Source organism: Streptomyces sp. NPDC048389 (assembly GCF_040706335.1).
Taxonomy (GTDB): Bacteria; Actinomycetota; Actinomycetes; order Streptomycetales; family Streptomycetaceae; genus Streptomyces.
On record NZ_JBEZKP010000015.1, the window covers coordinates 80,115 to 101,429 of the forward strand.

Annotated in this window: 23 protein-coding genes and 1 pseudogene; 9 read left to right on the top strand and 15 right to left on the bottom strand. The window is 72.8% G+C overall.

The features are described 5' to 3' along the window. Positions 1-7 precede the first annotated feature (7 nt). The 5 genes from AB0903_RS13990 to AB0903_RS14010 form a co-directional block, all read right to left on the bottom strand. Complete coding sequence (locus tag AB0903_RS13990) at positions 8-1,102, bottom strand: hypothetical protein (RefSeq protein ID WP_366702362.1); 1,095 nt, start codon at positions 1,100-1,102, stop codon at positions 8-10. A gap of 2 nt (positions 1,103-1,104) precedes the next feature. Next, positions 1,105-1,842 carry a hypothetical protein gene (locus AB0903_RS13995; protein WP_366702364.1) on the bottom strand — a complete coding sequence of 246 codons (738 nt, stop codon included), beginning with the start codon at positions 1,840-1,842 and terminating at the stop codon, positions 1,105-1,107. Positions 1,843-1,845: 3 nt separating this feature from the next. Next, a complete protein-coding gene (locus AB0903_RS14000; RefSeq protein ID WP_366702366.1) occupies positions 1,846-2,580 on the bottom strand; it encodes a peptidase in 735 nt (244 codons plus the stop codon). Positions 2,581-2,722: 142 nt separating this feature from the next. Beyond that, positions 2,723-3,235 carry an ATP-binding protein gene (locus AB0903_RS14005; RefSeq protein WP_366702368.1) on the bottom strand — a complete coding sequence of 171 codons (513 nt, stop codon included), beginning with the start codon at positions 3,233-3,235 and terminating at the stop codon, positions 2,723-2,725. Positions 3,236-3,414: 179 nt separating this feature from the next. Further along, complete coding sequence (locus AB0903_RS14010; protein WP_366702451.1) at positions 3,415-3,783, bottom strand: STAS domain-containing protein; 369 nt, start codon at positions 3,781-3,783, stop codon at positions 3,415-3,417. Between the two features lie 291 nt (positions 3,784-4,074). Between AB0903_RS14010 and AB0903_RS14015 the strand changes: the two genes are divergently transcribed. Both AB0903_RS14015 and AB0903_RS14020 read left to right on the top strand, forming a co-directional pair. Continuing rightward, positions 4,075-4,968, top strand: coding sequence for an RNA polymerase sigma factor SigF (locus tag AB0903_RS14015; RefSeq protein WP_366702453.1), 894 nt, complete (start codon positions 4,075-4,077; stop codon positions 4,966-4,968). Positions 4,969-5,156: 188 nt separating this feature from the next. Further along, positions 5,157-5,618, top strand: a complete 462-nt coding sequence (locus AB0903_RS14020; protein WP_366702370.1) for a hypothetical protein — start codon at positions 5,157-5,159, stop codon at positions 5,616-5,618. A 102-nt stretch (positions 5,619-5,720) separates the two neighbouring features. On the opposite strand, the gene AB0903_RS14025 is transcribed toward AB0903_RS14020, so the two are convergent. Then, a complete protein-coding gene (locus tag AB0903_RS14025; RefSeq protein ID WP_366702372.1) occupies positions 5,721-6,410 on the bottom strand; it encodes an aspartate/glutamate racemase family protein in 690 nt (229 codons plus the stop codon). A gap of 91 nt (positions 6,411-6,501) precedes the next feature. Here AB0903_RS14025 and AB0903_RS14030 point away from each other — a divergent pair, with 91 nt between their 5' ends. Then, positions 6,502-7,374, top strand: coding sequence for an NAD(P)H-binding protein (locus AB0903_RS14030; protein WP_366702374.1), 873 nt, complete (start codon positions 6,502-6,504; stop codon positions 7,372-7,374). Between the two features lie 132 nt (positions 7,375-7,506). Here AB0903_RS14030 and hutI read toward each other — a convergent pair whose 3' ends face one another. The 4 genes from hutI to hutU form a co-directional block, all read right to left on the bottom strand. Next, entirely contained in the window at positions 7,507-8,754 is a 1,248-nt protein-coding gene (gene hutI, locus AB0903_RS14035) for an imidazolonepropionase (RefSeq protein WP_366702376.1), read from the bottom strand. 89 nt (positions 8,755-8,843) lie between these two features. After that, a complete protein-coding gene (locus AB0903_RS14040; protein ID WP_366702378.1) occupies positions 8,844-10,181 on the bottom strand; it encodes a formimidoylglutamate deiminase in 1,338 nt (445 codons plus the stop codon). Beyond that, complete coding sequence (locus AB0903_RS14045) at positions 10,172-11,377, bottom strand: allantoate amidohydrolase (RefSeq protein ID WP_366702380.1); 1,206 nt, start codon at positions 11,375-11,377, stop codon at positions 10,172-10,174. Before AB0903_RS14045 ends, AB0903_RS14040 begins: the two co-directional genes overlap by 10 nt. Positions 11,378-11,598: 221 nt before the next feature. Beyond that, positions 11,599-13,332 (bottom strand): urocanate hydratase, encoded by a 1,734-nt coding sequence (gene hutU, locus AB0903_RS14050; protein WP_366702382.1) that lies wholly within the window; start codon positions 13,330-13,332, stop codon positions 11,599-11,601. Between the two features lie 109 nt (positions 13,333-13,441). On the opposite strand from hutU, the gene AB0903_RS14055 reads away from it, so the two are divergent. From AB0903_RS14055 to AB0903_RS14080, 6 genes are all read left to right on the top strand, one after another. After that, positions 13,442-14,758, top strand: a complete 1,317-nt coding sequence (locus tag AB0903_RS14055) for a diaminopimelate decarboxylase (protein WP_366702384.1) — start codon at positions 13,442-13,444, stop codon at positions 14,756-14,758. 105 nt (positions 14,759-14,863) lie between these two features. Next, positions 14,864-15,328 (top strand): SRPBCC family protein, encoded by a 465-nt coding sequence (locus tag AB0903_RS14060; RefSeq protein ID WP_366702385.1) that lies wholly within the window; start codon positions 14,864-14,866, stop codon positions 15,326-15,328. 211 nt (positions 15,329-15,539) lie between these two features. After that, positions 15,540-15,950, top strand: a complete 411-nt coding sequence (locus AB0903_RS14065; RefSeq protein WP_366702387.1) for a hypothetical protein — start codon at positions 15,540-15,542, stop codon at positions 15,948-15,950. Further along, complete coding sequence (locus tag AB0903_RS14070) at positions 15,947-16,720, top strand: transcriptional regulator (protein WP_366702389.1); 774 nt, start codon at positions 15,947-15,949, stop codon at positions 16,718-16,720. The genes AB0903_RS14065 and AB0903_RS14070 overlap by 4 nt, the downstream gene beginning before the upstream one ends. 79 nt (positions 16,721-16,799) lie before the next feature. Further along, positions 16,800-17,186: a roadblock/LC7 domain-containing protein gene (locus tag AB0903_RS14075; RefSeq protein WP_366702391.1), complete on the top strand. Its 387-nt coding sequence runs from the start codon at positions 16,800-16,802 to the stop codon at positions 17,184-17,186. A 142-nt stretch (positions 17,187-17,328) separates the two neighbouring features. Beyond that, complete coding sequence (locus AB0903_RS14080) at positions 17,329-17,700, top strand: hypothetical protein (RefSeq protein ID WP_366702393.1); 372 nt, start codon at positions 17,329-17,331, stop codon at positions 17,698-17,700. 46 nt (positions 17,701-17,746) lie between these two features. Here the strand turns inward: AB0903_RS14080 and AB0903_RS14085 are convergent, their stop codons facing one another. From AB0903_RS14085 to AB0903_RS14105, 5 genes and pseudogenes are all read right to left on the bottom strand, one after another. Beyond that, on the bottom strand, positions 17,747-17,899 hold the full coding sequence (locus AB0903_RS14085; protein ID WP_366702395.1) for a hypothetical protein: 153 nt from the start codon (positions 17,897-17,899) through the stop codon (positions 17,747-17,749). Continuing rightward, positions 17,896-18,732: a MurR/RpiR family transcriptional regulator gene (locus AB0903_RS14090; protein WP_366702397.1), complete on the bottom strand. Its 837-nt coding sequence runs from the start codon at positions 18,730-18,732 to the stop codon at positions 17,896-17,898. Before AB0903_RS14090 ends, AB0903_RS14085 begins: the two co-directional genes overlap by 4 nt. Positions 18,733-18,858: 126 nt before the next feature. Then, a pseudogene (locus AB0903_RS14095) lies at positions 18,859-19,050 on the bottom strand (hypothetical protein); the annotation flags it as partial. After that, positions 19,002-19,391, bottom strand: a complete 390-nt coding sequence (locus AB0903_RS14100; protein WP_366702455.1) for a TniQ family protein — start codon at positions 19,389-19,391, stop codon at positions 19,002-19,004. The pseudogene AB0903_RS14095 and the gene AB0903_RS14100, both read right to left, overlap by 49 nt. A gap of 286 nt (positions 19,392-19,677) precedes the next feature. Then, entirely contained in the window at positions 19,678-21,243 is a 1,566-nt protein-coding gene (locus AB0903_RS14105; protein WP_366702399.1) for an APC family permease, read from the bottom strand. Between the last annotated feature and the right edge of the window lie 72 nt (positions 21,244-21,315).

A 21,315-nucleotide genomic window follows, 5' to 3' on the forward strand; every position in this document is an offset into this window, starting at 1 on the left:
TGCGTACTCACGAATGTCCCTTCGTCGTGGGTCGGTTCTCTGACGGTGCGGAGTCAGGGATCAGCGGTGCCGTCTCCGGCAGTGGTGTCCGAACGGGTGCGGGCACGGCGGGCGCGGGCGCTGCGGGTGCGGGCACGGCGGGCGCGGGCACGGCGGGCGCGGGCGCTGCGGGTGCGGGCGCGGCGCGGGCGTGGCGCGGCCTGGGCGGGCGGACCTTGTCGACGACCGCCATGCCGACGCGGAACACGGCGGCCGGTACGACGAGTGCGAGCAGAACCCAGAAGATCGTCACGCCCCACGGCACAGGCACGCCCCACGGCTGCTCCGCGAGGACCTTCCCGCCGTACTTCACCGAGATCGAGTAGTCGCCGTGCGCCCCGGCCGAGAGCTGCACCGGCAGCTCGATCCGGGCCTTCTCGCCCGGCTTGATCGTGCCCCGCCACTGCTGCTCCTCCCACTGCGGGGCGAACACGCCGTGCGCGGTGCCGATCTCGAACACCGGGTCCCGGACGGGGCCGGTGCCGAGGTTGCCGACGGTGAACTCGAACGTCCGGGCCGGCGGGGCACCGAAGAAGACGAGGAGCCCCGATTCACCCTCGAGCCGCGTCGTGCTGAGCACGGCGAGCCTGCCGCCGCCGGTCTGCTCCGGAAGCGGGGCGGTGGGATGCCCGGCGACGACGAACTCGGCATCGACGGCCTGCTGTTCGCCGGTGACGGTGGCGACGTGCACGACGCACGGGCACGGGACGGGCGGCTCGGCGACCGGGACCTTCTTGCTGAACGCGCCCTCCGCGTCCGTGGTGACGGCGCGGCCGTCCCCGTTGGCGCAGGAGTTGGTGCCGCCGATCACGCCCTGGGCGGGCGTGGCACGGCCGCAGATGAGCAGCATGAGCAGGGTGCGGGGCCGCCAGCCGGTGCCGCTGACGGTGAGGTCGCCGCCCTTGCCGGCCTGGGGCGCGGAGAGTCGCACGTCGGGTGCGGACGCGGCCGCTGCCGGTGGAGCCGCGACGGCAGGCGCGGTGGCGGCGAGCAGGAGCAGGGCGGCAAGGACGGCGCTCACGGCCCGGCGGGCGGCCCGGCGTGCAAGCGGTGAGTGCGGCATCGTCAGCCTCCTGCTCTCTTGGCGCGGCGGCGGAACCACAGGGGTACGGGCAGCAGCAGGAGCAGCGCGGGCAGGACCGGCCAGGGGACGAACGTCCGCGACAGCGTCGACTCCGTGCGTACCCCGCCCGCCGCCGTGACCCGCAGACGGAGGTCGACGGCGTCCAGCGCGGGGGCGTCCCAACGCTCGGACAGGGAAATCCGGCTCGCCGGCGGAAGGGGACCCGGCTCGCGCGGCGGACGGTCGGCTGGGCCGGTGAGAAGGCCGTCGGTGTGGAGGGCCACGCGCGGCGACACAGCCGTGTTGCCGCGGTTGACGAGGGTGTAGTGGACGGATCCGCCGGAGTACGACACGTCCTCGACCGTGAGCGCCGGGACCTCCGGGCCGCTCACGCGCAGGTGGATGCGGATCGGCTCCGACCGGCCGCCGGCCGACGCCGTGATCGTCGCCGTCTGCTCGCCGGGCGGTGTGTCCGCGGGGACGGTCACGGTGAAGGGGATCTCCGCCCGGGTACGGGCCGGGATCGTCACCCGGTCCGCCGCGAGCGCGATCCACGGTGTCGGGGCCCGGGAGGCCCGCAGGTCCACGGTGAGCCGCCGCGGGCCCGGATTGGTGACGGTGACCCGGTCCTCCAGCACGGTGCCGGGGCCGCCTTCCAGGTACACGTACTCACGCCCGGACTCCCAGCCGGCCGTGGGCGACGCGGCCAGGGCGAGTACGAGCGCGAGGGCGGCCGGCACGGCTCAGCCCGCGGCCCGGCCGCGCGGGCCCCCGTGCGCCGGACCCTGCGAGCCGTCGGCGGCCACGGCGGCGGCGCCGTGCGCGCCGCCGCGCCGGGTCAGCCACAGCACACCGGCCGCCCCGGCGAGCAGAACCGTTCCGCCCAGCGTGCCGAGCGCCATCGCCGAGTCCAGCGGACCCGTCTTCGGAAGCTCGGAGGACGAGGAGGACGAGGAGCCGTCCCCGCCGCCCGCCGCGGTGACGTCCAGTTCGAGGGAGGGCCCGGGGCTGTTCTTCGGCGTGCAGGTCGTGGTCGTGCCGAGCGCCTTGATCGTCAGCACACCCGCCGTGAAGGTGACCTTGCCGCTCCTCGCCGGGGTGTACGTACCGGAGAGGTCGCCGATCCTGATCGGCGTCTCAGCGGGCACGGCCGCCGCGTTGGGCGGGCCCGACACCCGCACCTTCCCGGTCTCCGCGCCGCCGAGTTCGATGACCGCGCTCGGTTTCATGGCGCCCTTGCCCAGTTCGACCGGGCTCGAGGAGACGCCCTTCCGGAAGGACATCGTGAGCTTGTACGCGCTGCCGCTCTTCACGGCCTTGATGTCGATCGGCGAGACCGCGCCCTTCGGCCCGATCGGTGTCTCGCACCGGTAGTCGACGTCGACGACGGCGGCCTGCGCGGCGGGGGCGGCCATCAGCACCGCCGGGCACACCGCGGCTGCTGCCAGCGCGAGAGCTGTTCGTTTCTGGTACGACACGTCGGATCCCCTCGGCCGCACGGCAACTGACGACACATCAGATCGGCCGCCAAGGTACGCCGGAGGGCGTGGGGAGGGAAGACAAAGAGCACGCCGTATCGACGTGCTCCACAGGAGAATCCGCAGGAGATTCAGCGAGCGCTCACGCCGGCGCGGCGAGCTCCGCCCATACCGTCTTGCCCGGCGACCCGGGCGTTCTCATCACGCCCCAGTCCATGCAGAGCCGCTGGACGATGAACATGCCGTGCCCACCGGGCCGCCCGGCCCGGTGCGGGGTACGCGGCGACGGGTGCCCGGCCCCCCGGTCGACGACCTCGAGACGCAACACCTTGCCGTCGCAGCCGACCCGCAGCTCCTCGGGCCCTTCCGCGTGCAGACAGGCGTTGGTGACCAGCTCGGAGACGACGAGGAGCACGTCCTCCGCGGCGGCTCTCCGGTCGGCCGTCGCGGCGGGCAGCCACCCCCAGTCGTGGAGCGCCTGTCTCGTGAAGTCACGGGCGAGCGGGACGATGCCACTGGCCGCGCCCAGGGCAAGCCTGCGCACGGCACCGCCGGGGCCCCCCGCGGACTCGGGGCCGGGTACGGCCGGTGCCGCGCCGGCGCCACCCGGCTCGGGGCCGAGGTCGCCCGGCTGCTGCTGCCGGGTGGTGCTCATCAGCGCTTCACCTCACCGATTCACCGTTTCACCAGATCGCCATGGTCGAAGTAGCAGTTGCTGTACGCAGAGTGCCGGGCGCTCAACGCTCTGCGGGGGTTCTCCTGCCCGACCGAATCGTGACAACACCCACATGGTTCACACTGCCTGCGTGACACAGGCAACACGGGCCCGGCCGGTCAGTCGGCCAGCGCGTCCTCGAGGGAGTCGTGCACGGTGAAGACCGCCTCGGCCCCGGTGATCTCGAAGACCCTGGCCACCACCGGCAGCATTCCGGCCAGATGGACCCCGCCGCCACCCGCCTCGGCCTTCAGCCGGGCCCCGAGCAGTACGTTGAGCCCGGTGGAGTCACAGAATTCGAGCTGTGAGCAGTCGATGACCAGGCGTACCCTGCCCTGCTCGATCGCCTCCTCCAAGGGGACACGCAGCAGTTCGGCGGTGTGGTGATCGAGCTCACCCGCCGGTTTCACAATCTCGCTGCGCCCCTCGGTCCGAACGTCGACCTGAAGCCGGCCCCGATTCACGCTGCCGACCGTCTCGCGGTCCATGCCGTCCCTTTTCGCCGTGTCGTTCACTGCGTCCACCATGTCCTGCATCACGCCGGGCACCGTCGACGGACAGCGCTGACGTCGATCGAACCCTACGCCCTACCTGCGCCTCTCGGTAGCCGAACTAACCGACAATAGAGACAACCTGCCGATATGGCACTTGCGATCGTCACCGCCGACCGGGTAGGGCTAGTAGGGACACAACCAACACGGCCGGCTTTGGAGGCGCCGCTCACCGCAGCAGCATGTATCGGCTTCGGCAGCCATATGCCGAGAACGATGGAGGAGACCATGTCACCCCGGCTCGACGCCACGGGCAACCCCCACGCGCCGTCGACACTGTCCACCCCCACCGACGAGACGGCCGCGGAGCCGCTGGGCCTGGAGGGCCTGCCCGAGATCCCGCCGTTCGAAGAGGTGGGAGCGGTGGACGCGCGAGAACTGTCCAAGACGCTCTTCGCACGCCTCGCCTCCCTCGAGGAGGGCACCCACGAGTACGCGTACGTCCGCAACACGCTGGTCGAACTGAATCTCGCGCTCGTCAAGTTCGCCGCCTCCCGGTTCCGCACCCGCAGCGAACCGATGGAGGACATCGTCCAGGTCGGCACCATCGGCCTGATCAAGGCGATCGACCGCTTCGAACTCACCCGGGGCGTAGAGTTCCCCACCTTCGCGATGCCGACGATCATCGGCGAGATCAAGCGCTTCTTCCGCGACACCAGCTGGTCGGTGCGGGTGCCGCGCCGCCTTCAGGAGCTGCGACTGGACCTCGCCAAGGCCGGCGACGAACTCTCCCAGCAGCTGGACCGCGCGCCCACCGTGGACGAGCTCGCCCAGCGTCTCGACATCGGCAGGGACGAGGTCGTCGAGGGCATGGCGGCGAGCAACGCGTACACCGCGAGCTCGCTGGACGCCCAGCCGGAGGACGACGATTCCGAGGGCGCCCTCGCCCATCGCATCGGCTATGAGGACCACGGACTCGAGGGCATCGAGTACGTCGAGTCCCTCAAGCCGATGATCGCGAGCCTCCCGCCGCGGGACCGCAAGATCCTCTCGCTCCGGTTTGTCGCCAACATGACGCAGTCCGAGATCGGGGAAGAACTGGGCATCTCCCAGATGCACGTCTCCCGGCTGCTGTCCCGCACCCTGGGCAGGCTCCGCAAGGGCCTGACCCTCGAGGAGTGAGCACGGGGACCCGCTTCGGGCGCCCGCCGCGCCGGCCTCCAGGGCCCGTTCCGCCAAGGAACGGGCCCTTCGCCGTTATTGACGGCGAAGGGCCCCATTGATCCGCATCGCCCCAGGGGTAAGCGGGGAAGCGCGGGGCGGGAGCGTGTCGAGCTGCGGATGGGCGTCCTGCGTACGCGCCCGCCTCCATGCCCTACTGCTCCGGCAACGGCGCCCGGGACAGGGGCATCCTCGGCGCCGGCGGCCGCGGGCGGGCCGGTCCGGTCTCCTCGAACCGCTCAGTACGCGTCTCACGCTCGCCTGTCCCCCTCGCCGTACGCCCGGTCGGCGCCGGCCCGCAGCCGGGCCGCCCCGCTGCCGCCGACCCCGTTCAGCGCCCGCCGGGCCTGCGCGGCCAACCGGGGGCGGCCCCGTACGAAGCCGAGGGCGCGGCGAACCGGTTCGCGGCCGAGCCGGTACAGGCCCGCCCGTGGGCCGGCCGCACCCGGCTCACGGCGGGGGTGAACTCCGGTTCCATGAACGGGTTGGCGGGCGTGCCGGTCGAGGCGCGCATCTCCCGCCACGCCTCCGTACGAGCCGCGACCGGCTCCCCCGGCGTCACGACCTTGATGCGCACACCGCTCGACTCGGCCCCCCGATCTCCTCCTTGAGCACTCAACGAGCTGCCCGGACGAGGGCGTTACCGGGCAACATCCCGATACGACAGGGAGCGTCACGCTTCTTCTGTGCGTGCGTGTCCGGCCGTGCGCCCCTCAGGCGAGTGCGGCGGCGACGGCCGCCTCCACGTGCAGCCGGGTCGTGGGGAACACCGGGACGGGGCTGTCGTCCGGCCCGATCAGCAGCTCGATCTCCGTGCAGCCGAGGACGACGCCCTGGGCCCCGGCGGCGACCAGCTCGCCGATGACCTTCTGGTACGCGGCCCGCGACTCGTCGCGTACGACGCCGAGGCACAGCTCGTCATAGATCACCCGGTGTACCAGTGCGCGCCCCTCCGCGCCGGGCGTGAGGACCTCGAGGCCGTGCCCGGCGAGGCGTCCGCGGTAGAAGTCCTGGTCCATGGTGAAGGCGGTGCCCAGCAGGCCGACGCGGGTGAGGCCGGCGGCCCGTACGGCGCCGGCGGTGGCGTCGGCGAGGTGCAGCAGTGGCACCCGGACGGCCGCCTCGACCTGACCGGCGACCTTGTGCATCGTGTTGGTGCAGATCAGCAGCAGATCGGCGCCCGCGGTCTCCAGGCCCCTGGCGGCCTCCGCCAGGATCTCGCCCGCGTGCTCCCACTCCCCCGCCGACTGCAGCTTCTCGATCTCCGCGAAGTCGACGGAGTGCAGGACGCACCGCGCCGAATGGAGTCCGCCGAGCCGGTCCCGTACGAGCTCGTTGAGGAGCCGGTAGTACTCCGCGCTGGATTCCCAGCTCATGCCGCCGATCAGTCCGATGGTTCGCATCCGCCCACTGTCGCATGTCGCGCGACGCGAACCCGGGGCCGTTGACGAGACTTGGCCCGACACCGGCCGGACCCCAGGGAAGGACACCGCCATGGCCCCAGTCATCGCAGTCACCGGAGCGAGCGGCCGCGTCGGAGGCCGGGTGGCGCGCCGGCTCTCCGGTGCGGACGCCGCGACGCGGCTGATCGGCCGCGATCCCACACGGCTGCCGGAACTGCCGGGTGCGGTGCCCGCCCACCCCGCCGAGTACGGCGACGGCGAGGCGATGCTGCGGGCGCTGGAGGGCGCGCAAACCCTGTTCCTGGTCTCCGCGCACGAGTCGCCGGACCGGGTGAAGGAGCACTGCACCGCGGTGGAGGCGGCGGTCGCGGCGGGCGTCGAGCGGATCGTGTACGTGTCGTTCACCGGCGCGGCGCCGGACGCGACGTTCACCTTCGCCCGCGACCACTGGCACACCGAGCAGTACATCCGCTCCTGCGGGGTGCGCCACACCTTCCTGCGGGACAACCTGTACCTGGGCGCCATCCCCGCCATGACCGGTGCCGACGGCGTGCTGCGCGGGCCCGCCGGCCAGGGCCGGGTCGCCGCCGTGGCCCACGACGACGTGGCCGACGCGGCGGCGGCCGTGCTGCTGGACGGCACCCGCAGGCACGACAGGGTCGTGTACGACATCACGGGGCCGGCCGCCTTCACCCTCGCGGAGGCCGCCGAGGACCTGAGCGAGGTCACCGGCCGCAGCGTGACCTACCACCTGGAGTCCCGCGAGGAGGCATACGCCTCCCGGGCCGGCTACGGCGCCGAGGAGTGGGAGGTGACGGGCTGGGTCACCTCGTACGAGGCGATCGCCGTCGGCGAGATGGCCACCGTCTCCGACGCCGTCCCCCGCCTGACCGGCCACCCGGCCCAGGGCCTGCGCGACTACCTGGCGGCCCACCCGAGCAGCTGGCGCCACCTGCTTCCCTAGAACCGGCCTCGCCTCGGGACCAGCCTCGCCGGGACCGGCCCGGGGCGCCGTAGGCCGTGGCCGACCGGTCGGTCCCCGGGCCCGCTCCGGACGGTTCAGGCGGCGCGCTTCGGGCGGCCCGCTCCGGACGGTTCAGGCGGCGCGGCGGCCCGCCCGCCAGACCTGGTTCACCAGGGGGACGCCCGGGCGGTAGGCCAGATGGACATGGCTCGGGGCGTCGAGAAGGACGAGGTCGGCGCGTGCGCCGGGGGTGAGGCGGCCGACGTCCGTGCGGCGGAGGGCCGCCGCGCCGCCCGCCGTCGCGGACCACAGGGCCTCGTCCGGGGTCATCCCCATGTCCCGTACCGCCAGGGCGATGCAGAACGGCACGGACGACGTGAACGAGGAGCCCGGGTTGCAGTCCGTCGACAGGGCGACCGTCGCCCCCGCGTCGATGAGCCGGCGGGCGTCGGGCCACTGGGCGCGGGTGGAGAACTCGGCGCCGGGAAGCAGCGTCGCGACCGTCGCGCTGTTCGCGAGCGCGTCGACGTCGGCGTCGGTGAGGTGGGTGCAGTGGTCCGCTGACGCGGCGTCCAGCTCGACGGCGAGCCGGACGCCGGGGCCGTAGGTGAGCTGGTTGGCGTGCACCCGGGGCATGAGGCCCTTGGCCTTGCCGGCGGTGAGGACCGCACGGGCCTGGTCGCCGTCGAACGCGCCCTTCTCGCAGAAGACGTCCACCCAGCGGGCGTGCGGGGCGCAGGCGTCGAGCATCTCGCCGGTCACGAGCGCGACATAGGCCGCCGGGTCGTCGGCGTGGTCGGGGGAGACGATGTGGGCGCCGAGGAAGGTGACCTCGTCGGTGTGGCGCGCGGCGATCCGCAGAGCTCGGGCCTCGTCCTCGACGGTGAGCCCGTAGCCGGACTTCGTCTCCATGACCGTGGTGCCCTGACGCAGGGCCTCCGCGAGATAGCGGGCGACGTTGGCGTCGAGTCGTGCGTCGGTCGCGGCGCGGGTGGCGGCGACGGTGGTGCGGATGCCGCCGGCGGCGTACGGCTGCCCGGACATACGGGCGTTGAACTCGGCGGTCCGGTCCCCGGCGAAGACGAGGTGCGAGTGGGAGTCGACGAAGCCGGGGATGACCGCCCGGCCGCCGGCGTCGAGCCGGTTGTCAGTGGCGGGTGCTTTGCTTTTCTCACCGATCCAGGCGACGCGGTCGCCGTCGATGACGACGGCCGCGTCCCTGATCAGTCCGAGGGGGGTTCCGTCACCGAGGGAGGGGTCGTTGGTGACCAGGCCGGCGATGTTGGTGATGACGGTGGCCGTCGTCGCGACGGCGCTGTTCGTCGTCGCGGGGGCGGGCGTCGCCGGGGCGTTGTTCGTCGTCTCGTGGCCGCTGTTCATGATGCGGGGTGTCTCCTTCAGCCGTGCGGTGCGGTCCAGCCGCCCGGTGCGGTCCAGCCGCCCGGTGCGGTCCAGCCGCCCGGTGCGGTTCAGCCGTGCAGCGCGGCGATCGCTTCCGTCAGGGCTCGGGCGGCGTCGGGGACGGCGGCATGGACCCCGTCCCGTACGACATGGCGGCCGCCCACGACCGTATGGCGCACATCCGCTGCCGACCCGGCGAATACCGCTGTCTCAGCTCCCAGGCGCGGTGCCGGTCCCGCTGTCCTGACGGTGTCCAGCGCGAGGGTGGTGAAGTCCGCGAGCGCACCGGGTGCGAGGCGGCCCGCCTCGTGCCAGCCGAGTGCCGCGTGCCCGTCGGCCGTGGCCGCCCGCAGCAGGGCAGCCGCCGTCCAGTGGCCGCGGGTGCGGGAGCGCAGGCGCTCGTCGAGTTCCATGGCCCGTGCCTCCTCGAAGAGGTCGATCACGGCGTGGCTGTCGCTGCCGAGGCACAGGGGGGAGCCTGCCGCTTGGAGGGCGGGTGCGGGGCCGATGCCGTCGGCGAGGTCGCGCTCGGTCGTCGGGCACATGCAGGTGCCCGTCGCCGTGCTGCCGAGCAGTGCGATGTCGTCGTCCGTGAGGTGCGTGTTGTGGACGCCGGTGGTGCGGGCGCCGAGCACGCCGTGGTCGGCGAGCAGCCGGGTCGGGGTGCGGCCGTGCGCGGCCCGGCAGGCGTCGTTCTCCGCGGTCTGCTCGGACAGGTGGACGTGCAGGGGTGCGTTGCGTGCGGACGCCCAGGCGGCGACCGTCGGCAGTTCGGTCGCGGGCACGGCCCGTACGGAGTGGATCGCGGCCCCGATCCGTACGTGCTCGCCGTCCTTGAGGCCGTCGGCCCGCTCGGCCCACGCGTCGGCCGTGCCGTCGCTGAAACGCAGCTGGTGACGGTTGGGGGGCTCCCCGAAGCCGGCGGACAGGTACGCGGTGTCGAGGAGGGTGATCCGGATGCCGGCCTCGCCGGCGGCCGCGATCAGCGCCTCACCCATCGCGTTGGGGTCGGCGTAGGCGACACCGCCCGGCGCGTGGTGGAGGTAGTGGAACTCTCCGACCGCGGTGATGCCGGCGAGCGCCATCTCCGCGTAGACCGCGCGGGCCAGCGCGAAGTACGTGTCGGGTGTGAGCCGGGCGGCCACGTCGTACATGACCTCGCGCCAGGTCCAGAACGTGCCGGAGCCGACCTGCACCGTGCCGCGCAGCGCACGGTGGAACGCGTGCGAGTGGGCGTTCGCGAGGCCGGGGAGCGTCAGGCCGCGCAGCGCCTGCGCACCCTGCGGCGGGTCCTGGACCCCGTCCCGTACGGCGGTGATGCGGCCGTCCGCCACGTCGACGGCGACACCCGGTTCGACGTGGGTGCCGAGCCAGGCGTGTTCCAGCCAGTAGGTGGTCACCTGCACGCCAGGCCCTCCAGTACGTCGGCGAGTGCGAGCACCCCGGCCACGCAGTCGTCCTCGGCCGCCGACTCGGCCGGGGAGTGCGAGACCCCGGTGGGGTTGCGTACGAACAGCATGGCGGTGGGGACGGACGTGGAGAGGATCCCCGCGTCGTGTCCCGCGCCCGTGCCGAGGACGGGGACGGCCCCGCCGAGGATCTTGTTCAGCTCGTCCCGCAGGGCGTGCTCGAACTCGATCACGGGCGTGAAGGACTCCCGTACGACCGCGAGGTCCACGCCGTCGCGGGCCGCTCGCTCCCTGGCGGCCTGCTCGACGGCGGCGACGACCGTGTCCAGCGTGGCCTGGTCGGGGGCGCGGGAGTCGAGCCAGCCGCGGACCAGGGACGGGATGGCGTTGACGCCGTTCGGCTCGACGGAGACCTTGCCGAAGGTGGCGACGGCACCGGCGAGTTCCGCCTCGCGGCGGGCGGCGAGGACGGTCTGTGCGTACGTCAGCATCGGGTCGCGCCGGTCGGCGAGCCGCGTGGTGCCGGCGTGGTTGGCCTCACCGGCGAAGTCGAACCGCCAGCGGCCGTGCGGCCAGATCGCGGACGCGATGCCGACGGCGTCGCCGGTCAGGTCCAGGGCGCGGCCCTGTTCGACGTGCAGCTCGACGAACGCGCCGATACGGGCCAGGCGCTCGGGGTCGGGGCCGATGGCGGCCGGATCGTGTCCGGCCGCCTCCATGGCCTGCGGCAGGCTGGTCCCGTCCGCGTCCTTGAGGTCGTACGCCTTCTCGCGCGTCAACCGGCCGGCGGCGAGCCGGGAGCCGACACAGGCGAGCCCGAACCGGGCGCCCTCCTCGTCGCCGAAGTTGGTGATGGCGACCGGGCGGGTGAACTCCGCACCTCTGCGGCGGAGTTCGTCGAGCGCGGCGAACGACGACACGACACCGAGGGGGCCGTCGAAGGCGCCGCCGTCGGGGACGGAGTCGAGGTGCGACCCGGTGACGACGGCGTCGCCGTGGGCGACGTCCTTGTATGTCGCGGCACCCAGCCAGGCCCACTGGTTGCCGTTGCGGTCGAGTTCGTAGGCCAGGCCGCGGGTCTCGGCCTGCGCCTTGAACCATGCCCGGCAGTCGGCGTCGGCGTCGGTCCAGGCGTAGCGGCGGTATCCACCGCTGCCGCCGTCGCGGCCGACGGGGAGCAGGTCGGCCCACATCTGCTGGAAGGACGGTGGATTCCCCCCGGTGCCGGCCCCGCCTTCGGCCCCGGTCGCGGCGCCGGCCCGGGTGCCGCCCCCGCCCCCGGCTCCGGCTCCGGTCCCGGTCCCTCCCACAACCGGGGCTCCGCCCTGCGCCCCGCTGCCCGATCGCCGATGCGGCTCGCCCGGAGTCCCTCCGGCGGGGCTTCCGGGAAGGGGCGGGGTGGCGGAGGAGTCACTCACGCGTCGTCACCCTCTCGCATGGGGATGCGGACCCCGCGCTCCGAGGCCACCGCGTCGGCGGCCTCGTATCCGGCGTCGACGTGCCGGATGACACCCATCCCGGGGTCGTTGGTCAGCACCCGGCGGATCTTCTCGCCGGCGAGCTTCGTTCCGTCCGCCACGGACACCTGGCCCGCGTGGATGGAGCGGCCCATGCCGACGCCGCCGCCGTGGTGGAGGGAGACCCAGGACGCGCCGGACGCGACGTTCACCATCGCGTTCAGCAGCGGCCAGTCCGCGATCGCGTCGGAGCCGTCGAGCATCGACTCGGTCTCGCGGTACGGCGAGGCCACGGAACCGCAGTCGAGGTGGTCGCGGCCGATCGCCAGCGGTGCCGCCAGCTCGCCGCTCGCCACCATGTCGTTGAAGCGTTCGCCTGCGCGGTCGCGCTCGCCGTAGCCGAGCCAGCAGATACGCGCGGGCAGGCCCTGGAAGTGGACCCGCTCACCGGCCATCTTGATCCAGCGGTGCAGGGACGCGTTGTGAATGGACTCGGCCTCGGGGAAGAGGTCGAGGATCGCCCTGTCCGTCTTCGCGATGTCCGACGCCTCTCCGGACAGGGCCGCCCAGCGGAAGGGGCCCTTGCCCTCGCAGAACAGCGGCCTGATGTACGCCGGGACGAAGCCGGGGAAGTCGAAGGCCCGGCCGTAACCGGCCAGTTGTGCCTCGCCGCGGATCGAGTTGCCGTAGTCGAAGACCTCGGCGCCGGCGTCCATGAAGCCGACCATGGCCTCGACGTGCCGGGCCATCGACTCCCGGGCGCGGGTGGTGAAGCCGGCCGGGTCCTTCGCCGCGCAGGACGCCATGTCGTCGAAGTCGACGCCGACCGGCAGATAGGCCAGCGGGTCGTGGGCCGAGGTCTGGTCGGTCACGATGTCGATGGGCGCGCCCTCTGCGAGCATGCGGGGCAGCAGCTCCGCGGCGTTGCCGAGCAGGCCGATGGAGAGGGGGCGGCGCGCGTCCCGGGCCTCGACGGCAAGGGACAGCGCGTGCTCGAGGGAGTCGGCTCGCACGTCCAGGTAGCGGTGCTCGATGCGCCGCTCGATGGCGCGCGGGTCGCAGTCGACGCAGATGACGACGCCGTCGTTCATGGTGACGGCGAGCGGCTGCGCGCCGCCCATGCCGCCGAGACCGGCGGTCAGCGTGATGGTCCCGGCAAGGGTGCCGCCGAACTTCTTGGCGGCGACGGCGGCGAACGTCTCGTACGTGCCCTGGAGGATGCCCTGCGTGCCGATGTAGATCCAGGACCCGGCGGTCATCTGCCCGTACATGGTCAGCCCCAGCTGTTCCAGGCGGCGGAACTCCTCCCAGTTCGCCCAGTCGCCTACGAGGTTGGAGTTGGCGATGAGGACGCGCGGCGCCCACTCGTGGGTCTGCATGACGCCGACCGGGCGGCCGGACTGGACGAGCATCGTCTCGTCCTGCTTGAGGGTCCGCAGGGTGCGGACCATCGCGTCGAAGGAGCGCCAGTCGCGGGCCGCCTTGCCGGTGCCGCCGTAGACGACGAGCTTGTCGGGATGCTCGGCGACCTCGGGGTCGAGGTTGTTCTGCAGCATCCGCAGGGCGGCTTCCTGCTGCCACCCCAGGGTGCTCAGCCCGCTGCCGCGCGGTGACCGTACGGGGCGGGGACCAGGGGACGGCCCGGAGGGCCTCGGCCGAGGGTGGCGGTGGGAGACGGGCGGGACTGACATGGCGATGCCTCCACGCGAGAATGTGTCGATTTTCTATTCACATACTCGCCTTCTGAATAGTCGTAGTCAACAGCTGCGGCGCGACCCGCCGGGTGATTGGCTGGCCGGCATGACTGTCGACCGCCGGAACCTGGCCGTACGAGCGGCCGTGGAACAGGGACTTCTCACCGAGGAACAGCCCGTCACCGCACTGCTCGACGTGGCCGGTATCCGCTCGTCCGTGGCCGAACTGCACGCCGCCTTCGCCGCCGTCACCGATGCACCCGTGCTGCACGCCTTCGCCGTCAAGGCCGCCCCCCTGGTGCCCGTCCTCGCGCTGCTGCGGGCGGAGGGCATGGGCGCGGAGGTCGCGAGCCCGGGGGAGCTGGCCCTGGCGCGGGCCGCAGGGCTGCCGCCGGACCGGATCGTGGTCGACTCCCCCGCCAAGACCGCCGCCGAGCTGCGGGAGGCCCTCGGTCTCGGCGTCGCCGTCAACGCGGACAACTGGCAGGAGATCGCCCGCATCGACGCGCTGCTCGCCGCGGCGCCGTCCGCCTCGCCACTGGGCCTGCGGGTGAACCCGCAGGTCGGTGGCGGCTCGATCGGAGCCCTCTCGACGGCCACCCCAACCTCGAAGTTCGGCGTCGCCCTGTGCGACGAGGGCGCCAGGGACCAGGTCGTACGCGCCTTCCTCGACCGCCCCCGGCTGACCCGGCTGCACACCCACTCCGGCTCCCAGGGCATGCCGCTGACCCGGATGGCACAGGGCGTCCTCGCGGTGTACGACCTCGCGGAGGAGATCAACGCGGCGGCGGGCCGGCAGCAGATCGACACCGTCGACATCGGCGGCGGCCTGCCGGTCAACTTCGGCTCGGACGACCACACACCCGCCTTCGCCGAGTACGCCGGCCTGCTGAAGGAACGCGTCCCCGGACTGTTCGACGGCAGATACGGACTGGTCACCGAGTTCGGCCGCTCCCTGGTCGCCAAACACGGCACGGTCCTCGCCCGGGTCGAGTACGCCAAGTCCGCCGGGTCCAGACCGATCGCGGTCACCCACGCGGGCGTCCAGGTCGCCACTCGTACCGTCTACGACCCGCTGTCGTGGCCGCTGCGCATCGCCGCGTACGACGCCAAGGGCCGCCCCAGGACGGGGCCGGCGGTCGAGCAGGACATCGCGGGCCCGGCGTGTTTCGCCGGCGACCTGCTCGCGGAGCGACGGCCACTGCCGCGGCTGGATGCGGGCGACGTCGTCGCCGCACTCGACACCGGTGCGTACTACTTCTCCAGCCACTACGGCTACAACAGCCTGCCGAGGACCGCCGTGCACGGCTTCACCACGGCGCCCGGCGGCGGGGTGCGGTTCGCCACCGTGCGGGCGGCCCAGAGCGTCGAGGAGATCGTCGCGGAGTCCGGCGGCGCGGAACGGGACGCCCTGCTCGACTGACCCGCCGGCGCAGTGGGCGCGGTCGCGACAGGCTGGTACAGCGGCGTCGGCCGACCCGCCGGCGCAGTGGGCGCGATTGTCACAGGGCGGTGGTTCCATGGACCCATGGCCAACAGCACCGTCGTCGTCGAGCGTCTGATCCTGGCAGGGCCCGGAGCCGTGTGGCACGCCCTGACCGACATCCAGAGCTGGGAGCGCGTGCTCAGCGGCGTGGAGAAGGTCGAGGTGCTCACGAGCGGCGGCTTCGACGTGGGCACCCGATGGCGCGAGACCCGGCGGATGCTCGGCAAGGAGGCCACGGAGGAGATGTACGTGACCGCCTGCGAGCCACCCGAGCGCTATGTGGTGGAAGCCGATTCGCACGGCACGCACTACGTCTCCGAGTTCAGGCTGCTGGCGGCGGGACCGGAGGCGACGACCGTCCGGCTCACCTTCGGTGCCGAGTCGCCCGGCGGCTTCAGGGGAGTGCTCGCCAAGCTCCTCGGCGGGCCGGGCGCCAGGGCGGTGCGCAAGGCGATCGCCCGCGATCTGGACGACGTCGCCGCCGCCGCCGAACGCCGCGGCACCTGACCGGAGGCCCGCCTTCCGACGACCACCGCGGCAGGCGGACACGGCCGCGCCGAAAGGCGGTTCGCACCCTGTCAGGGCGCGGACCTTATCGGGGCGCGCGCATGTTCCTTTGGAAAATGCCAAAACCCCCTCCCACAGGCGCCACTTTGCGTAACCTCTCCGTCACTGCCGCGTTGGTGCGCGGCACACCGAGACGGGGAGGGGAGTCCGCGTGCCCGGAATCGACGAGTGTCTGCTGCAAGCCATGGTGGTGCCGGGGGCCCGGGGAGCCTCCATCGTGGACTGGACCAGCGGACTCGCCCTCGGCACCGTCGGGGAGACGCCCGGCGGCGACCACGAGGCGACCGCGGCCGAGACGGCCGAACTCGCGAGAATGGCCGCCGAGTACCCGTCGTTCGCGCCCGACGAGACCCACGAGACCCACGAGCCCGGCGGAGCCAAAGGGTTACCCGTCGAGGACCTGATCGTCACCACCCGCACCGGCTACCACGTGATGCGGTTCGTGGAGACCACGTTCGACAGCAGTGTGTTCCTTCATCTGTGGCTCGACCGGGACACCGGCAATCTGGCGCTCGCCCGGCTGCGCCTCGCGGACCTCGCAGAGCGGCTGGTCCTCGGATGACGGCGGCTGCCAGGGCCGTCTCCCCCATGCTCGTACGGCTGGCGGAGGAGCGGGCCACCGGGGTCCTGATCCGTGACCACGGCGCCCTCTACCTCGCCGACGGCGAGGTCGTGCACGCCGAGAGCCCGGCCGCGCCGGGTCTCGACGTCCTGCTGACCGTCGGCGGCCACCTGGAACCCGAAGGGTGGCAGGAGGCGGTCGCACAGGCCGGCGCACGCCGCGAGGTGGCGCGCTTCCTCGTGGAGAGCGGCCGGGTGACCGGCGGCGCGATGGAGATCTGCCACCTCGGCGCCCTCCACGACGCGGCGTTCTTCGCGCTGGCCCCCGGCAGCGGGCCGACCCGTTTCCGCTACGGCGTCGCGCACTGGATCGGCACGGTGCGTCCCGTACCCGCCGCCGCGGTCGTCCGGGAGGCGCGCAGGCGGCAGGGTCTGCTCGACTCCGTGTGGCCGCACCCCGAGGTGGACACCGCGCCCCTGCGGTGCCGTCCCCGCGGCCACGGCGCGTGCGCCACCCGCAGACAACGGGCGCTGCTGGAACTCGCCGACGGTGTGCGCACCCCCTCGGCAATCGCCCGGGCCGCCGGCCGGCCCGCCTTCAACACCCTGGTCGAGGTACGGCGGATGGCAGCCGCGGGGCTCGTCGAGACACCCGCTTCCCTCTCCGTGCCCACCCCGGCCCCACTGCCCGACCGGATCGACGGATTGACCGCCGACCCGGACATCGCCCTGTTACGCCGACTCCGCGACGCTCTGGAGGCAAGCCTGTGACACACCGCACGACCCACCGGGCCCTGCGCACACCGTCATGAGGCGCGCTTTGAGGCAGCGTGCCGAGAGGAGACAGCTCATGACGGCCGAGACCGAGGTGCTCGGTGAAATCCGACGGCTGCGCGCCCGCGTGCCGCAGCTGACCGGCGTGCTCGCCGCGAGCGTCGACGGCCTGGTACTGGCGACGGACACCGCGGAGGCCGAGAGCGTCGCCGCGCTCACCGCGGCCGCGCTGGGAGTCGCGCAGCGGCTGACCGAGGCCACCGGGCAGGGCGGCTTCAAGGAGCTGCTCGTCCGTGGCGAAGCGGGCTACGTCGCCACCTACGCGGCCGGCTCGTCGGCCGTGCTCACCGTACTGGCCGAGCCCCGCGTCAACGTGGGCCGGCTGCATCTCGAGGCCCGCCGCGCCTCCACCCGCGTCGGGGCGCTGGTGGACGCGGCCCTCGAACGACCGCTGGAGGTGTGACGGGAGGGCCGCCGCCCCCGCGGATCCCCCCGCGCGAAACCGCACCGGAACCCCCCGCGCCACAACCGGCCGCGCCACGACCCCCCGCACCGCAACCACCGCGAGAACGACAACCGACCGACGGAAGGAACGTGCGCCTGCCATGGCCAACACCGAGACCGCACTCAAGGAAGCAACCACCATCGAGGGCGCCATCGGCGCCGCCCTCGTCGACTACACCAGCGGCATGGCGCTGGGCACGATAGGCGGTGGCAAGGACCTCGACCTGACCGTCGCCGCCGCCGGGAACACCGACGTGGTCCGCGCCAAGGTCCGCACCATGGAGCACCTGGGCCTCAAGGACGAGATCGAGGACATCCTGATCACCCTCGGCTCGCAGTACCACCTGATCCGCCTGATGAAGAGCCGCGGAGCGAACGGCCTCTTCCTGTATCTGGCGCTGGACAAGGAGCGCGCGAACCTGGCGATGGCCCGCCACCAGCTGAAGAAGATCGAGGCCGAGCTGGAGGTCTGATCCGGCCCCGCCTCAGCCCCGGCGCCGCGCCCCTCAGGGCGCGGCGTCACCGGCGGCGACCCCTGTCGTTACGGAACTCCTTGAGCGGCTTGCCGACCGCGCCGTCGGCCATGCGGTCGGCACGCATCCACAGCGGCGTCTCGTCCGCGCGCTCGCGGCGGCCCAGCCACCCGGCCTTGAGCCACAGGCCCGCCCTCACTCGGCGAAGAGGCCGCGCTCCGCCGCCTGTGCGTCGAAGTCCTCCAGCCGGGCCTGTGCGTCCGGCAGGCCGTCGCACATCGCCTCCAGCAGGACCCGCCCGAGCAGCATCGGCGCGCAGGCCGTGTCGAAGGCCAGACCGGTGCCGACGGCAGCCGGGATCAGCAGATCGCTGTGGGCGGCCACCGGCGCGAACGCCGAGTCTGCGACCGTCACCACCGTCAGACCGGCCGATTGCGCGTAGGCCAGGGCGTCCACGACTTCCTTCGGGTGGCGCGGCAGGGCGAAGCACAGCAGCGCGCTCGCCCCGGCCCGCCGTGCCGCGTCGATCCGGTCGGAGAGCATCGAGCCGCCCTCGTCGAGGAGCCGTACGTCCGAGTGCACCTTGGCCGCGAAGTAGGCGAACCCCCGCGCCTGCGACGACGCGGCCCGCAGCCCCAGTACCGGCAGCGGCCGGGACGCCGCCAGCAGCCGCCCGGCCCGCTCGACGGACGCCGGCTGCGCGAGCAGTTCGGCCAGGTGCCGCAGATTCTCGATCTCGGCCTGCACCGCCTGCTGGTACTCGTTGTACGTGTCGCCGCCCTCGGGTGCCTCCGGCGGGACGACCTCGCGCAGGTGCTTTCTCAGCGCGGGGTAGCCGTCGAAACCGAGCGCGACGGCGAAGCGGGTGACGGACGGCTGGCTGACCCCGGCGAGTTCGGCGAGTTCCACGCTGGACAGGAACGGCACGTCCGCGGCGCGGCGGACCATGCAGTGGGCGATACGGCGCTGGGTGGGCGTGAGCCGATGCCCCTCGAACAGCTGCTGCAGTCGTGCGGCAGGGCTGTCGCTCATGCCATCCCCCTCGTCCCGGCCCGCTTATTCAGTCAACAAGAACTCTGCATGACCATATGCAGTCGGGGCAAGACGGACCGGGGCGCGCGGGTCGAGTGAGCGCCGAAGCCAACGGGCGCCCTTCGCCACGGTCGCGGCCAGCACCCGCGGCGGCAGACTCGGACGGCCGTTGGACGAGGGGTGCATGTCCGCGAACATCCCCGGCGGGAACAGCACCTCGCGATGCTCGGCCAGGAACGCGAACACGCTCCCGGCCGGGATCGTCGAGATCAGGTCCTCTGGTGCCGTACGCACGCGAACGACCAGACGAGCCGCCATTTCAGGAGCCAGCGACCGCCGTTCTCCCGCAGACACGACGGACAGGCGTTGGAGTGCTTGGGCAGCACGGTCCGCTGCCGGTACCGCCACGCGGCCCAGGCCCCGTACTCCTCCGCGTCGTCCGACGGCAGCGGCTCCAGCGCACTGCCCGCGTAGTGGGCGAGCGTCATGCTCCGCAGCCGCTGCCCCGTCACCCCGGTGCTCTGGCTCACCGCACGCACGACCGAGTCACTGACGCGGTGGCCGAACACGGCCGACACCGTGCTTGAGCTGATCAGGCCCGCCATGCGCAGCGCATCAGTCCGGGAAACCTGTTTGAGCCGCGCGAGCGCGTCCCCCAGCTCAGCAGAGACTCACCGGGATACGGATCGGGTACGAGCGCGAGGCGACGTGGACTCACAGCTCGGGTTCCCGCCGGGCCGCCGCGGATTCGCTCAGGCACCCCAGGCGCGCGCCCAAACCCTGCGCCAGGGCCAGGTGGTAATCAGTGACGAATTCCGTTTGCCGTGCTCAGTACCGATGACCATGCAAGCGGACAGGTCGGCAGCACCGGCGAGCGCTTCGATGCTCACGCCGTTCCGCTCCCGAGCATCGCGAACCGGGGAGACCACAGTCGCGCGCGGGCCGTCAACGGCGCAGGTATGCCGCGCCCGAGCGAACGCCCCACCGGTAGGTGGCCAGGGCGCACAGGGCTACCGCGACCGTGTCCCAGGGCGCCGGGATCACGTTCGCACCGCCGAAGCTTCCGAGGCCGGAGAGGATCAGCAGCCATGCGAGGTAGCCGAGGAGCCAGGCACCGGTCCGCAGTTCGGTGCGGAGGTCGAGGTCGCGGCGGCGCAGCACGGCGAACAGAACCACGGCGGCCAGCAGTTCGGGCAGCGCGATCCGCAGGTTCTCCCACGCGGACCAGTGGACGAGTTCGGAGGCGACCACGAAGCCGGCCGGGGCAATCCAGCCGAGGCCCCGGACCCAGCCCGCCAGCCGCTCGGGGGCGGCCTCCCGGAAAGCGCCCGCCGCCACGGAGCACAGCGCGTAGGTCAGCAGGGCCAGGGCGCCGACGACGGTGATGATGTCGTGCCAGCCGCTGGACGGCAGCAGAATGACGACGCTCAGGACGAAGTTGAGGGCCATGGCGTTCCGCGGGACGCCCGCGCGCTCCGACACCACGGAGAACCGCCGCGGCAGCGCCTCGTTCTTGGCCACCGCGTAGGTCTCCCGGCTGCCGGCAGCCACCGTCACGTACGTCGAGCCGCCGGGCGAGAACACGGCGTCGGCGTAGATGACCGCGGCCAGCCAGCTGAGGTTGAGCAGCAGGGCCAGCTCGCCGAACGGGGACGCGAAGTTCAGCCCGCGCCAGCCTTCGGCGAGGCTCTCGGTCGGGACGGCGAAGATGAAGGTCAGCTGGAGCAGGACGTGCAGGAGGACCGAGAGCCCGATGGCGGTGAGCACCGCGCGGGGGATGTCCCGCCGGGGGTTCTTCGCCTCGGCGGACAGCTCGATCGGGGAGGCGAAGCCGTCGATAGCGTAGACGATGCCCGCGCTCGCGATCGCGGTCAGCGAGGCCGTCCACCCGTAGGGGGCGAAGCCGCCGCCCGCGGAGACGTTGCCGGGGTGGAAGCTCGACAGCAGCAGCGCCACGATCGTGAGCACCGGCACGAGCACCTTGACGACGGTGACCAGCAGGTTGAGCCGGGCGAAGAGCCTGACCCCGAACCAGTTCAGGACGACGAGCAGCAGCAGGAGCGCCGCGCCCGCGAACCGGCCGCGGGTGGTCAGCGCCTCGCCCTCGTACATGCCCGGCAGGTAGCGGTTCGTGTACTGCACGATGGCGGATGCCTGGGCGGCCATCGTGCTGGCGACCGCGAGGAGCACGGTCCAGCCGATGAGGGTGCCGGCGAGCGGCCCGTTCGCGAGGAGCGGCCACCGCACCATGCCGCCCGCCTCGGGCGAGCCGGCGCCCAGCTCGATGAGGACCAGGGCGACCAGGGTCAGCGCGGCACCGCCGATCAACCAGGAGATCACGGCCGCGGGGCCGGCGGCCTGGGCGCCGTAGTACGAACCGAAGAGCCAGCCCGAGCCGATGATGCCACCGAAGGCCACACCCGTCAGGCTCCAGTAGCCGAGTTCGCGCCGGAGCTTGCCGTCCTGCCCCGGCTCCGTCCGGGTCTCGGGACCCGTCGCGGTGGCGGTCACGCCGTGCCTCCGCGGTGTGTTCTCCCGGCGTCGGGCAGGGCGGATCCGTGCGTTGTCAATTCCACGTTGTCT